The sequence below is a fragment of the Defluviitoga sp. genome (genome assembly GCF_035349255.1).
Classification (GTDB): Bacteria; Thermotogota; Thermotogae; order Petrotogales; family Petrotogaceae; genus Defluviitoga.
The window spans coordinates 21,681-36,216 of record NZ_DAOPSE010000003.1; the positions used below are offsets into that span (position 1 = coordinate 21,681).

The 14,536-nt window shown below is 31.1% G+C and carries 11 protein-coding genes; 2 read left to right on the top strand and 9 right to left on the bottom strand.

Going from position 1 to position 14,536, the window contains the following annotated elements; genetic code table 11:
- The first annotated feature begins 11 nt into the window (after nt 1-11).
- On the top strand, nt 12-947 hold the full coding sequence (locus PKN74_RS01630) for an ABC transporter permease (RefSeq protein ID WP_472307929.1): 936 nt from the start codon (nt 12-14) through the stop codon (nt 945-947).
- A gap of 70 nt (nt 948-1,017) precedes the next feature.
- Here PKN74_RS01630 and PKN74_RS01635 read toward each other — a convergent pair whose 3' ends face one another.
- The 6 genes from PKN74_RS01635 to alr form a co-directional block, all read right to left on the bottom strand.
- A complete protein-coding gene (locus tag PKN74_RS01635; RefSeq protein WP_472307931.1) occupies nt 1,018-1,599 on the bottom strand; it encodes an NUDIX domain-containing protein in 582 nt (193 codons plus the stop codon).
- Nucleotides 1,596-2,129, bottom strand: coding sequence for an ATP-dependent protease subunit HslV (gene hslV / locus PKN74_RS01640; RefSeq protein WP_472307933.1), 534 nt, complete (start codon nt 2,127-2,129; stop codon nt 1,596-1,598). The genes PKN74_RS01635 and hslV overlap by 4 nt, the downstream gene beginning before the upstream one ends.
- A 326-nt stretch (nt 2,130-2,455) precedes the next feature.
- On the bottom strand, nt 2,456-3,379 hold the full coding sequence (locus tag PKN74_RS01645) for a D-alanine--D-alanine ligase family protein (RefSeq protein ID WP_472307935.1): 924 nt from the start codon (nt 3,377-3,379) through the stop codon (nt 2,456-2,458).
- A gap of 18 nt (nt 3,380-3,397) precedes the next feature.
- Nucleotides 3,398-5,701 carry a type I DNA topoisomerase gene (topA, locus tag PKN74_RS01650; protein WP_472307937.1) on the bottom strand — a complete coding sequence of 768 codons (2,304 nt, stop codon included), beginning with the start codon at nt 5,699-5,701 and terminating at the stop codon, nt 3,398-3,400.
- 32 nt (nt 5,702-5,733) lie between these two features.
- Nucleotides 5,734-6,813 (bottom strand): 3'-5' exoribonuclease YhaM family protein, encoded by a 1,080-nt coding sequence (locus PKN74_RS01655; RefSeq protein ID WP_472307939.1) that lies wholly within the window; start codon nt 6,811-6,813, stop codon nt 5,734-5,736.
- Nucleotides 6,806-7,936 carry an alanine racemase gene (gene alr / locus PKN74_RS01660; protein WP_472307941.1) on the bottom strand — a complete coding sequence of 377 codons (1,131 nt, stop codon included), beginning with the start codon at nt 7,934-7,936 and terminating at the stop codon, nt 6,806-6,808. Before alr ends, PKN74_RS01655 begins: the two co-directional genes overlap by 8 nt.
- Nucleotides 7,937-8,409: 473 nt before the next feature.
- On the opposite strand from alr, the gene PKN74_RS01665 reads away from it, so the two are divergent.
- The gene (locus tag PKN74_RS01665) at nt 8,410-9,909 is read left to right on the top strand and encodes a carboxypeptidase M32 (RefSeq protein ID WP_472307943.1); all 1,500 of its coding nucleotides are present in this window, start codon (nt 8,410-8,412) and stop codon (nt 9,907-9,909) included.
- A gap of 67 nt (nt 9,910-9,976) precedes the next feature.
- Here the strand turns inward: PKN74_RS01665 and PKN74_RS01670 are convergent, their stop codons facing one another.
- From PKN74_RS01670 to proC, 3 genes are all read right to left on the bottom strand, one after another.
- On the bottom strand, nt 9,977-12,340 hold the full coding sequence (locus PKN74_RS01670; RefSeq protein ID WP_472307945.1) for a Lon protease family protein: 2,364 nt from the start codon (nt 12,338-12,340) through the stop codon (nt 9,977-9,979).
- 61 nt (nt 12,341-12,401) lie between these two features.
- A complete protein-coding gene (purB, locus tag PKN74_RS01675; RefSeq protein ID WP_472307947.1) occupies nt 12,402-13,718 on the bottom strand; it encodes an adenylosuccinate lyase in 1,317 nt (438 codons plus the stop codon).
- Nucleotides 13,708-14,535, bottom strand: a complete 828-nt coding sequence (gene proC, locus PKN74_RS01680) for a pyrroline-5-carboxylate reductase (protein ID WP_472307949.1) — start codon at nt 14,533-14,535, stop codon at nt 13,708-13,710. Before proC ends, purB begins: the two co-directional genes overlap by 11 nt.
- Nucleotide 14,536 lies beyond the last annotated feature (1 nt).

Sequence of the window (14,536 nt, forward strand, 5' to 3'; positions counted from 1 at the left end):
TGGTTAATTTAATGTATTGTAGATATGCTTTTAAAAGAATATTGATGGGAATTGTAATTTATGTTGTAATTATTTTTATATATTCGGTTCTTTTTAACATAATGTTTGCAGTGAGTAACATATATCTTTTAAAAGAACCAATAATTCCCATGATTTTTTCTAGATGGATTGATACCCTAACCTTTAATTACGGACAATCTATGGTGATTCGGTCTTTTAAAGGGGAAACTGATGTTTTTAAAATAGTATTAGAAAGGGTCCCAAACACTTTGCTTCTCTTTACTTTGGCCACAATTATAGATATTTTTCTTGGAATACGGTTAGGAATAAGAAAAGCACAAAAAGTTGGAGGATACATGGATAAGACAACTTCAATAATCACTATGGTATGCTATGGGCTCCCTACATGGTGGGTTGGATTAGTTATGATCATGCTTTTCGCATTCATTTTTCCTTTTTTCCCCTCTAGTGGAATACTCAGTGTTCCTCCTCCAGAAACCTTTTTAAAAAGGGTTGGGGATGTGTTGTACCACATGTTTTTACCTGTAATGACACTCGTTCTTATACGTTTCTGGGGAAGAGCTTATTTGACAAGGAATATAGTTTTAGTGAATTTACAAGAAGATTATATAATGTCAGCTAGAGCTCGTGGAATACCTGAAAAATCCGTTTTATATGGACATGCATTAAGAACTTCCGCTCCCCCTTTATTAACAATGTCTGTTTTATCTTTGTTAAATTCTTTTTCTGGTGCATTGATATTTGAAGGTATATTTAGTTGGCCGGGCATGGGAACTTTGTATTGGGCTGCAGTACAACAAAACGATATACCAGTACTTCTAGGTAATCTCTCAATAACCACTCTAATATACATAGTGGGTATGATATTATTGGACTTAATATATGGGTTTTTAGATCCTAGAATAAAAGTAGGGAAAAATGGGTAAAAATTATTACATAAATAAAAATTATTCAATAAAAATAAAAACATCCCCTTCAGCATAAAAAGGGGATGAATTATATATTTTCTAAAGCAATTTTAGCCCAAGTTTCTAATTTTGCGTCTTTTAACTTTTCTATTTCACTTTTTGTGAGCCAAGCACTGTGAAAGTTGTCTACTTCCTTTATTTCAGCATGTTTCACGTAACCTTCAAAAAGGATTCCTAAATGTACATTAGAAACATCTTCAGAATTATCTCGTATGATTCCTCTGTAAACATATTTTGCTGGATTAGAAAGCCATATTTCTTCGTTTATTTCTCTTTCCATTCCATTAAAAAATGTTTGTTCTTTTGAAAACCCTTTATCTTTTTCGTTTATATGACCGCCGATGCCCAAAGAAATCATGTTATGGAGCCTTTTTTCTCCTTGTTTTTCGGTTCTCTTTAATACCAAATATTTGCTATCTCTATTTTTAAAAACTGTATATGGGATTATTTGTTTAAAAGATGAGTCATTTTCTATCTTATTTCTTTCAAAAAAATCTCCATATTCTATGATCTTTGAAAATTCGGAAAATTTCAATTTAATGAAATTCGTATTTGTAATAATTATTTGATTAACTAAATTTGTAGGTACTGCAAATACATACTCTTTCATTCTATAATCTCCAAAACAATATTTTCGTTCGAATATATGCAAATTTGACCTGCTATTTGTAATGATTGCCTAACTATCTCTTCAGCATCCAAGTCAGTATTCCTCAGAAGTGCAATTGCAGCAGCATATGCATAAGGTCCTCCAGAACCTATAGCTATAGCATCTTCTTGGGGTTCCAAAACTTCACCATTTCCAGAAATTAATAACATATTTTCTTTATCCGCAACAAGTAACAAAGCTTCTAATCGTCTCAATACCTTATCCATTCTCCATTCTTTTGTTAGATCTACGGCAGCCCTAATTAAATTTCCATTAGAAGATTTGTACTTTGTTTCAAACCTCTCATATAATGCTAAGGCATCTGCTACAGAACCCGCAAAACCTGATATTACTTTTCCTTCTCCTATTCTTCTCACCTTTCTAGCGTTTCCCTTAAAAACAGTTTCTCCCATAGTAACCTGTCCATCTCCCCCTATAACCGTTTTACCGTTCCTTCTCACGCCTAATATTGTAGTACCCTGAAACTGCATTTTTTATTCCTCCTTACAAACTATTCGTTTAATGGCGTCTTAGAAATTCAAAAGTATATGTTTGTGAACGATTCAGATTTAGTCTTTTAAAAAATACCTACTACCTTTTAATCTTCTATATCAACTAAAGATTCGTTTGACATCTTTAATACCCATATCTAAAGAGAATAACTTCGCTCCCTAACCCTTTCTATTTTGACATCCCAAAAAAATTTTTATTCATTTAGTACTCTGCCTTCTAAAAACAGATCGTTATCTTGCCATTTTAAAGTTATCAGACATCTTATTCAACTAATTCTCACCATGATTTTTGATATTTTATTAACTTATAAGCTACTTTCTCTCTGCTTAGATTCTTTTAAAGAAATAGAATGGTTGCTCAAGATAGTCCTGACGATGTCTTCAAATTCTATATCAATAGCTTTTGCAGAAGTTGGCAGGTCACTTAAATCTGTCATACCAGGTATTGTATTAACCTCTAATACATAAACATCATCATTATTGTTTATGATTGCATCAACTCTAAACATATCTTTCAAGGCTATTAAATTTGTAATTATCGCTCCAATTCTATCCACTTGTTTTCTTATTTTTTCTGGAGGAAATAGCCATGGTTTTAAATCGGTTAAACCAGTTGTATACTTAGCTTCATAATCATAAAATTCTTTTTTCGGAATAATCTGTAATAAAGGTAAAAGTATAAATTCTTCATCTTCCTGAACAAAAGAAATGGTGATCTCTTTTCCTTTTATGTATTCCTGAATCAAAATATCTTCAAAATCTAACAAGTCTTGTTTTAAATAGAGATTATACTCCTTCATATCGTGTATTATATAAACACCTTTACTTGAACCACTTTTTCTAGGTTTGATAACCAAAGGAAATTCAAAAGGAGGAGGTATAAAATCGTTTGTCAGAAATGTTTTAGGCATTTTTAAATAATCTTTAAAAAAGAGAAAAAATACATACTTATCATAAGTTATGTAAGATGTCTCAGGATTTGAACATGTATAATCAATACCTAAAATTTCAAAAAGAGATGGAAGTCTCCCATCTTCACCAAAATCACCATGAACAATATTAAAGACAAAGGAATAGTTTTTAATTTGGTCTATAAAGTCTTTGTCAATTGGATCTAAAATCAAAGTATCAAACCCTAGATTTCTAAGACTCTTCTCAATGTTTTTTGCACTCCTAAAAGAAACCTCTCGTTCTAAAGATTTCCCACCAGCAACAATAGGAATTATCACCTTTTACTTCTCCTTTTCTTATTTTTTAAGTTTTTCAAGTTCGAAATATTTCTTATCTTTTTCACAATATAGTTTTTCTTTTCCTTTATTAACTTTATAAAATAGTGTGCTTTCGCATTGAGGACATTTATACTCTGAAGGTTCATCCCAATACATTTCACCACAAGAAGTACATTTATAATATATTCTTCCTTTTTTGCTTCTTAATTTTTCTATTACACCTCCGCAATTTGGACAATTTCCCCTTGCAGTTACATTTTTGGTAAATGTACATTTTGGATAATTACTACAAGCAATGAATTCCCCATACCTTCCATTTTTTAATATTAAATCTCCATCACACATCGGACATTTTTCGCCTATTTTATTATTCTCTCCGTTTACTTTTAAGCTGGTTTCTAAAAATTCTTTGATATACAATTTATTATTTATAGTAACACCAAAAGATTCTAATGGAATTTTTAACGTTTCTTTACATTCCTCACATGAAAGATATAAGCCAAATCTACCAAAATTTAATTTCATCATTTTTTCGCATTTTTTACAAGGAACATCGCTTTCATAATTTAATTCTAATTCTCCATTTTTAATTTCTTTTGTAGCACGTTCAAGAAATTTTTCAAACTCAATATAAAAATCTTCTAAAACCTTTTTACTATTGTTTTTCCCTTCTTCTATCTGATCTAGATCTTTTTCCATTCTAGCTGTGAATTTTACATCAACGATATCAGGAAAAAATTTTTCTAAGAAATCAGTAACAACAAAACCAGTTGTCGTCGGTCTTAGTGAATTTTTATCAATTTTTACTACATACTTTCTATCAAGTAAAGTCAATATTATTGTTGCATAAGTAGAAGGTCTTCCTATCTTTTTAGCTTCAAGTTCCTTAATTAGAGTCGCTTCGGTATATCTATTCGGGGGATTTGTTTCCTTTTCTTCACATTTAAGTTCTTCAAAGGTTATCTCTTCATTTGTGTCTAACTCAAAATAATTTTCTCCATTTGATGACTTCCAAAACTTTTCAAATCCGTCAAAAAGACACTTCTTGGACGTTATTTCAAACGAATATTTCAAGGTCTCATCCTCTATTATGTATTTTTTTTCTTGATATTTTGCAGGCGCAGATTGAGACGCCATAAATCTATTCCAAATCAAGGTGTATAATTTTAAATGATCTCCTGAAATTAGTTTTTTTGCTTTTTCTGGATTTATTGCTACATCTGTTGGCCTGATAGCTTCATGTGCATCTTGTACATTTGACTTTTTACCTTTGTTTACATAATTTCCTACATATTGTTTTCCAAATTTCTTTTCCAAATATTCTGAAGCAGATCTTTTGGCCACCTCAGAAATTCTTGTTGAATCGGTCCTCATATAAGTTATAAACGCAGTTCTTCCCTCAGGGGTCTCTATCCCTTCATATAAATCTTGGGCAATTTTCATTACCTTACTAGAACTCCATCCAAATGTTGATACAGCACTTTGCTGCATTGTACTTGTGATAAAAGGATAAGGAGGACTTTTAAAAGTTTCATTTTCTTCTATGGCGGTAACTTTTAATTTTTTGTCTTTTAAGTATTCAAAAATTTCATTTTTCTTTTTTTCATTAACAGATTCTGGTTTTAATGTCTTACCGTTTTCTTTTGTTAATGGAATTATTAATCCTTTATGGTCTAAAAATATTTTAAAATACTTTTTTGGCTTAAAAGTAAATATCTTTCTTTCTCTGTCTATTATCAACTTTAAGGCTGCCGATTGAACTCTTCCAGCACTTGTATTATAATTTTTGAGAGCCTCCCATACCAAAGGGGAGATCTTATATCCAACTATCCTATCTAAAATTCTTCTTGCAATCTGAGCATCTACTTTATTTAAATCAAGACTTCTAGGATTTTCTACAGAATTTAAAATTGCATTTTTTGTAATTTCTGAAAATACTATCCTGTTTTTTTCCTTAGGATCAAGATCCAATAATTGAGCAATATGCCAAGCTATTGCTTCTCCTTCCCTATCCATATCAGAAGCTAACAAAACTTTTTTGTCCTTCGTTTCTTTTTGTATGTCTTTGATTACTTTTTCTTTGTTTGGAATTATTTGAAATTCCGGTTCAAAGTTATTTTCAATATCCACTCCAAACTCTTTCTCTGGTAAATCTCTAACATGTCCTTTTGAGGCAATAACCTTATACTCTTTTCCAAGGTATTTTTCTATTGTTTTTGCTTTTGAAGGAGACTCAACTATCACTACATATTTAATATTTCCATTATAAGAATTGTTCTTTTTGTTTTTGTCTTTTGTTTTTTCATTATTCTTTTTTGCCATTCATTTACCTCCCTGCAAAACTAAAACTAAGTTTAATCAGTGTATTTTTCAATTTTTATTTTTCTATCAAGTCTTCTATCATATTCGCTCCAAGTGGAGTTTTCGTTTATCTGAAGCGTATTTTTAATGTTTTCTTTTGCACGAGCTATCTTAGAATCAATATTATCACTGAAATTTACTATCATTGCTTCCAAAGTCTTAGGTACAACTGGACTTCCATACTCAATTTCACCATGATGAGACAAAATTATATGAATGATATGTTCGATATCTTCTTTTTCAATTTTTTCTTCTATCTTTTTTGATTCTTCATAAATCAGTTTTGCACCTAAAGGTATATGACCCATCAATTCTCCTTGCTCAGTTTTTTCTATGCCAGTTGGTGTGATAATATATTCCTCAATTTTTCCTATATCGTGTAATAAGGAGCCAGCAATTATTACATCTCTATTAATGTAAACATCTTGTTCACAATAGGCTTCGTATAAACATAAAGATAATTCCGTAACCTTTAAACTATGTTCAATTAATCCATTAGGATATGCATGGTGTACCTCGATGGCTGCTGGAGAAGTTAAAAACATTTCTCTAATAGAATTGTTTTCTATAAATATTGATTTCAGCAGCGCTTTAATTCCTGTATTTTTCACTTGTGAAATATAATTTTCTAATTTGTGGGTCAAAGCTATTAGTTCAGTTTGAGAATTTCTTAAATATTTTTCAGGATTAACTTCAAGAGGATTTAATATCTCGATAGAATCAATATCGTTGACAACATTTATTTGGATCCTATTTTCAAAAAAAACAGTTTTCCCCTTTACTTTTATGACATCTCCCACTTGGATTTTATTATTATTTTCTTCTGGATAATACCAATCAACGGCCCTAATTGATTGACTCTTATCCACTAAAGTGATTAGCAAAAATGCTTTATCAGATTTGGTCTTTTGAAGCCTCTTACTGATAACTTTACCTTCTACTTCTACTTCTTCGTTAGGTTTAAGTTCCGAAATCAATTTAACTTGATTAATTTTTTCTTTGCTATTAGGATCGATGTTATAACTGTCAATTTTTCCTCTTAAAATATCACCCAAGGAATAGTTGTCACACAAGACACTTTCCTCCTCTGATGTAAATTCTTGGTACTCTCTTGGTTATCTTAGAGGTAATTTCGTAATTAATCGTTCCAGCTTTTTGGGCAAGTTCTTCAACAGTAATTCTTTGATCTTCTTGTTGTCCTATCAATACTACTTCATCTCCAACATTTGCATCTATTTCACTAACATCAACAACCATTTGATCCATAGAAATGTTTCCTAACAAACGACATTTTTTACCTTTAATCAATACCTCGGCTTTGTTTGACAGATTCCTAAAATACCCATCAGCATATCCTACAGGGATAATAGCAGTTTTCATTTTTTTTGTTGCTACAAAAGTTCTACCGTAACCAACACTTTCACCAGAATTCAGTTCATTCACTTTAACTATTACACTTTTGAACTCCATAATTGGTTTTAGTTCTTCAATATTATCCAAATTCGACGGCTGCATGCCAAAAGTAGCAATTCCTGGTCTCACATAATCCAAAGAGTATTGAGGGAAAAAAAGAAGACCTGCACTATTAGCTATATGTCTTGTTTTTATGTCAATTCCTTGATCAAGGATAAAATTTAGCAACTCTAAATATTTGTTAAATTGATCTTCTACAAAACCATCTTTTTCGTCAGCAGTTGCAAAATGGGAATAAACTCCTTCAATCTTGATATGATGATCTTTTATCAATTTTGTTAATGTAGGCAATTCTTTTTCTTTTATCCCTATCCTATTTATCCCTGTATCAATATTTAAATGAAATTTAAATTTGCTTATATCTTTTCCTAGTATATCACAAGCTTTTTCTAAAAAATCAATTGATGTTATTGTTGGCTTCAAATAATTTGAATAATCCACTATATTTTTAAAATCTTTAGGGTTAAAATAATTAAAAATGAGAATATTACACAACATACCATTATCTAATAATTCCAAAGCTTCTTCCAAAAAGGCTACAGCAAACATATTATTGCCTTCTTTCAAGGCCTCCCTAGCTAAAGCTATCATACCATGCCCATAAGCATCAGCCTTTACAACCGGCATGATTTTAGCGTTTGTGTAAGAACCCAAAAAGTTTAAATTTTCTAAATATTTATCGATGTTTACTATGGCAAAAGTGTCTCTACCCGTTATATTCATTTTATCAAAGTCGAATGTAAAGAAATTAAACTAACTTTATCGACCTTCAAAAAGCTCCTTTCCTCTTCTTGTATTTCAAAAGCTCTATTAGTAAATTACAATAACCTATTTAGAGTTTATTTAAAACAACATATTCTCATAAGATTAATGATAATTTGCTAAAAAATATTTTTATTAACCCTGATTATTTCAGATTTCAAGGGTGCTATTTTAAAATTAATCATCACATTTATCCTAATCTATAAATAGGTTTCTACATTAAAACAACTTTAGAAATCATTTGTGATAGTTCCAAAATAACTTATATATTATCTTAGAATCTCATAATTTATAAATTATCGATAAAATCGCTTATAAGAATTATACAACAAATTATCTAATTTATCAAAATTTAAAAGTTTTATGTTTGTAAAGGAAACTGTTATAATTAGGTAAGTTAATCTTTTATGTCATAAAATTATGGAGGTTATAACATGGAAAAAATCGATAATTTTAAGGAGTATCTTGCTAAAATTTCACGATATGAACAAGCACTTTCACTTATTTATTGGGATCTTGAAACTTATGCCCCAGATAAGTCAGTATATTATAGATCTAAAGCTTTAGCTGAACTATCAGAAATGCGTTACAATCTTTTTGTTTCGAATAAAATGGCAGAGTTTCTAGCCTATTTTGCCCAAGAAAATATTTTAAGAGATCTTAATGAAACTGACAAAGCCTTAATAAAGGTGGCAGACAAAGAATTTGAAAAAATTAAAAAAATCCCAGCAAAACTAGTCAGAAATTTAGCAGAAACGACAGCTAACGCAAACTTAGCCTGGAAACAAGCAAAAGAAAACGATGATTTTAGTATCTTTCAACCTTATTTAGATGAAATCATAAGGTTAGTAAAAGAAGAAGCTGATTCGTTAGGTTATGAAAAGAACAGGTATGATGCATTACTAGATTTATATGAACCTGGTCTAAAAACTACCGAAGTTTCTGAAATCATTGCATACTTAAAAGAAAATCTCATACTTTTTTTGAATAAACTACTTGAAGAAGGAAAAGAACCACGTGATGATTTTTACAAAGGCAATTTTGATATGAACAAACAAAAAGAATTATCATTAGAAGCACTAAAATTTATGAATTTCGATTTTAGTTCCGGAAGATTAGATACTTCTGTACATCCTTTCACAACAAAAATAGGCCCTAGGGATGTAAGAATTACAACAAAATACAGTACTGAAGACCTTAGATATTCTTTGTTTTCTACCATTCACGAATGTGGACATGCTCTTTATGAATTAAACATTCCAGCCGTTTTTTTTGAAACTCCTTTAGATGAAGGGGCTTCTATGGCTATTCATGAGTCACAATCAAGGTTTTGGGAAAATATTATAGGAAGAAGTCTTCCTTTCTGGAACTATTTTTCAACAAGAATTAAATTAATATTTAATTCTTTTAAAGGTTTATCCAGTAAAGATCTTTATAAAGGAGTAAATATAGTCGAGAGAAGTTTATTAAGAACAGAAGCAGACGAAGTAACTTATAATTTTCATATAATGCTGAGATTTGAAATAGAAGAAGCTTTGATTAACGATAAAATCACCACTAAAGAATTACCTTTAATTTGGAATGACAAAATGAAAGAATATCTAGGAATAGTTCCTCCAAATAATTCTCTTGGTGTTTTACAAGATGTCCATTGGTCTAATGGTTCGTTTGGGTATTTTCCATCGTACATGTTGGGTAACTTGTACGCAGCTCAATTATTTTCCAAATTAAAACAAGATATACCGAGTTATTCATCCGATCTTGAAAAAGGTGAGGCAACATCAATTATAAACTGGTTAAAAGATAATATTCACCAATATGGCAAAATGGTTGAACCACAAGAACTTATTTATAGGGTAACTGGGGAAAAACTTAATCCAAAATATTTTGTCGATTATATAACAAATAAATATACAGAAATCTATAATATTTGATAAAATAGCTGCGGGTTAGATTTTGCATCAACCGGCAGCTATTTTATTTCCTTATTTATTCATTCTTTCATTCATTTTTTTCTTCTTTTTCTTCTTTTGCTAGTTCTTTTAAATTTTCACACACATAATAATAAAACGTTCCTTCTTCATATTCTCCTTTTTCGTTTGTTTTTCCAGCCTTATAATCAGTCATTAATTCTACCGCTTCATCTATGTTGTTAATAGTCCAAATATGAAAATTTTCATCCTCTATATCTTTTTTAATTTCATCCTTTAAAACAATATTGTCTATATTTTTAGCAGGTATGATTACACCCTGATTTCCTGTAAAAACAATATTTTTACAAGCTTGGTAAAAACCTTCTATCTTCTCGGTTATTCCACCAACAGGCAAAACTTCTCCGCTTTGATTCATAGAAGCTGTAATAGCTATGTTTTGTTTTAAAGGAACGTTTGCTATTGAGGACATTAAAGCAAGAGTTTCGGCTACAGTTGCACTATCTCCTTCTATAACAGAGTATACTTGTTCAAAATTTAAAGACACACCAAAACCACTTTGAATAAACCTAGAAAATTTGTGTTTAAAATAGTTTTCTATTACCAAAGAAGATTTTTTATATATTTTCCCACTTAAATCTATATCGCGATGTATATTTATTATCTTTTCCGAGGATGACCTATAACTCTTAGCAGTGATCTTTACAGGATGTCCAAAAGAAAAATCTATCGTGTCAAGTACAGTCAGACCATTAATTTGACCAACTTCATAACCATCAACTTTTATATCTATCTTCTCATTTCTAATAGCTTCGAAAATTTTGTTTCTATGAAAAGAAAACATCTTTTCCTTAAAATCTATTGCATCTTTTATATTTTTAGAATTGATATAATAATTGCCTGGAATTTTACGTGAAAAATTATAAGCGTCAACTAAAAGATTCTTTATCTCACCCAATTTTAAAGATATTTTTTTGTTGCTGCCATTCATTCTGCATGCATGTTTTATTATCTCTTCTACTCCATCTTTTGTTATATGGGAGAGATTGTTTTCTTGAACAGCATTGCTTAAGAATGCCAGAAATTTATTTATATTTTCATCATTTAATTCTACTTCATAGTCAAATTGTGATTTTATTGGAAATAATTTTTCAAATTCACTATCGTATGCTCTCATCATTGTGTATACCCATTCTTCTCCAATTAGAATTACTCTAATATTTAAAGGTAAAGGTTCTGGCTCTAAAGTTTCTACACTGGAATAACCCTCAGCAGCTTGAATATTTTCAATCTTTATCTCATTCTCGGTCAAAACACGCTTCAGAACTTCCCAGGAATACGGCTTCCTGAGAACTTTCTCCGCTTCCATAATTAGATATCCACCATTTGCTTTATGAAAGGCACCCGGCTTTATCATAGTAAAATCAGTCTGAAGAAATCCCATTTGCGAGTAATACTCTATTCTTCCAACTAGATTTGAAAAAGTTGGATTATCTTCTTCCATTAGTGGGGCACCTTGAAGGTAAGAATTATCTACTAAAACATTAACTGCATACCTTTTTTCCTTGAGTGCTCTGATAATGTTTTGATTATCAGAAGTTAACTGTGAGAGATGTAAAGCCATGTCTTCTTTTAAAAGTTGAAGGTATTCAAAAACATCAGAATATTTTAAATACTTTTTCTCTAATGGCTCAAAAAGTTTACTCAAACTAAAGGTTGCCCAATACCTTCTTAAATTTTTAACCTCTTCCCAGTATTCTTTGTCTAATTGAGTTATACGTGACATGGTTCTTTCTATCAATTGCATTAATTTTTCAGAATTCTTTCTAAACTGCTCTTTTATTTCAGCTGGGAGTTGTTCAAACTCTTGTGGAGTAAGCCTTTTCCCATCGAAGATAGGAACACTTATAATACCTCTTTGTGAGGCTTCTAGTATGAACCCCAAACTTTGAGCTTCTTTTCTCAAATCGGACCATAATTTTTCTCTTTGAGAGTTATATTCTCTTTCCAAAGAACTCAAACGATCTTGAAATTCTTCCGTAGACATTGTCTTGTTTAATACTTGGACGGACGAATCAATGATATTTTGCAACTCAGATTTAAACTTTTTTCCTTCTCCCGCAGGCAATCGTAATAGCTTTGGTTTTCTTTCTTCGACAAAATTAAACACATACATTATATCAGGGGGAGTTTTTTGACTTAATGCTATCTTTTCTACAATTTTGCGAGTCATGCTTCTTCTACCACTCCCTGTAGGACCTACTACAAATATATTATTTGAATTATTTGAACTTCTCAAGGCAAAATCAATAATTTCACATGCTCCTTTTTGAATCGTATAATCTTGATAAGAACCTATTTTTATTTCTTGAGTATTTTCTATCTTTAGATCCGGTATTTTTATTGAGAAATCATCTAATTTAAGTTTTTTCATAATATTTTGGCGCCCTGTTTATTATTTAAGCAAATGAAAACAACACGCCTTCCTCCTTCCTTCACAAATTGGCTGTTTCAACTGCACTAAAATCAAATCTATTAAATACTTCATTAATATTCCTTAGATAGTATTGAGGAGAAAACAAATCATCAAATTCTTCCTGTGAGAAATTATCCATAATTTGTGGGTTATGAGAAAGTATTTTTTTAAAATCCTCTTTTTGATCCCAAGCTTTCATTGCACACTCTTGAACCAATTCATAAGCTTTTTCTCTACTAAAACCCTTTTCAACAAGTTTTAAAAGCACCCTTTGGGAATACACTAGATTATATGATTTTTCTATGTTTGCTTTCATTGTATCTTCATGAACTACCAAGTTACTTGCTAAGTAATCAGCTTTATTTAACATATAAAAAGCTAAAATAGTAGCATCGGGCATAAACACTCTTTCGACTGAAGAATGTGAAATGTCCCTTTCATGCCACAACGAAATACTTTCATAAGCAGCCGTAACGTAAGATCTCAACATTCTAGACATACCAGTTAATCGCTCACATAAAATAGGATTTTTCTTATGAGGCATTGCAGAAGAACCTCTCTGCCCTTTTCTAAACGGTTCTTCCACTTCCAATACTTCTGTTTTTTGAAGATGCCTTATTTCGACAGCAAATCTCTCAATAGAAGCTCCTATTAAAGCCAAAATACTAAAAAATTCAGCATGAAGATCTCTAGGAACCACTTGCGTTGAAACTTTACAAGGATAAAGATCTAGTTTTTTTAAAGCAATCTGTTCTACTTGAGGATCTAAATTAGCGTAATTCCCCACAGCACCACTAATTTTACCTTGTGAGATATTACCGATAGTTTGTTTTAATCTTTCTTTATTTCTTTCAGCCTCAGCTACAAAACTCAAAATCTTCAAACCAAAAGAAGTTGGTTCTGCATGGACTCCATGAGTTCTACCAACAATTACAGTATATTTATGACGCAAAGCTAACTTTTTCAACGAAATTATATACCTTTCTAGTTCATTTTCTATTAGCTGCCCAGCTCTTTTAATTGCTAGTGCATTAGCTGTATCTACTACATCTGAAGAAGTTAGACCCATATGAAAATATCTGGCAACATCCCCCATATCTTCGGTGACAACTTGTATAAAGGCTATTACGTCATGATCAACTATTTTTTCCTTTTCTAAAATTTCATCTACATCAATCTTAGCTTTTTGTCTTACTTCTTGAGCTGTCCCACTAGGTACAATACTTAATTCTTCAAAGGCTTCAATGACTGCTAGCTCGACCTCCAACCATCTTTTATATTGAGCTTCTAATGTCCAGATATCTTTAATAGGGCTCAATGAGTATCTATCTATCAAAGTTAACACCTCTTTGGGAATTTATTTCTTGTGACCTTTTTGTTGCCTCTTTTACTGCATCCATAATTGTTCCACGAATACCACGACTTTCTAATACCTCAATTCCCCTAATAGCTGTACCCGCCGGTGAAGTAACCATGTCTTTTAATTCTCCAGGATGCTTGTCACTTTCTAAAACCATCTTCGCAGATCCTAAAACTGTCCTTGTAGCAAGTTCAAGTGAAAGATTCCTTGGTAGCCCCATTAAAACCCCTCCATCTGCCAATGCTTCAATAATAATGTAGACATAAGCTGGCCCACTACCACTCAAAGCCGTAATAACGTCCATCAATTCTTCCTCTACTACATATACTTTTCCAACACTTTCTAAAATGCTTTTAACCATGTCTAATTCATCATCAGAAACATTTTTGTTTTTGCTTATTGCTATTACACCTTCTCCAACTAATATTGGAGTGTTTGGCATAGCTCGGATTATCTTCGTGGATGAAGGTAAAGCCCTTTCTAAATGATTAATAGTTATCCCAGCTGCTATGGAAATAACGATCTTCTCCTTACAAAAAGAGCTTATTTCTTTTAAAACTTTATCAATTACCTGGGGTTTAACTGATAGTAAAACGATATCACACTGCTGGACTGCCTTAATGTTGTCATTTAGAGTTTCAATACTGCAATAAACAGGATTCATCTCGAAATTTTCTACTGATATATCAGTGCCTATTATTTGTTCTTTTTTTAAAATACCAGCGTTAATTAATCCCTTTGCTAAAGTACTTCCCATTTTTCCCAAACCAATTATGCATAATTTCTTATACATT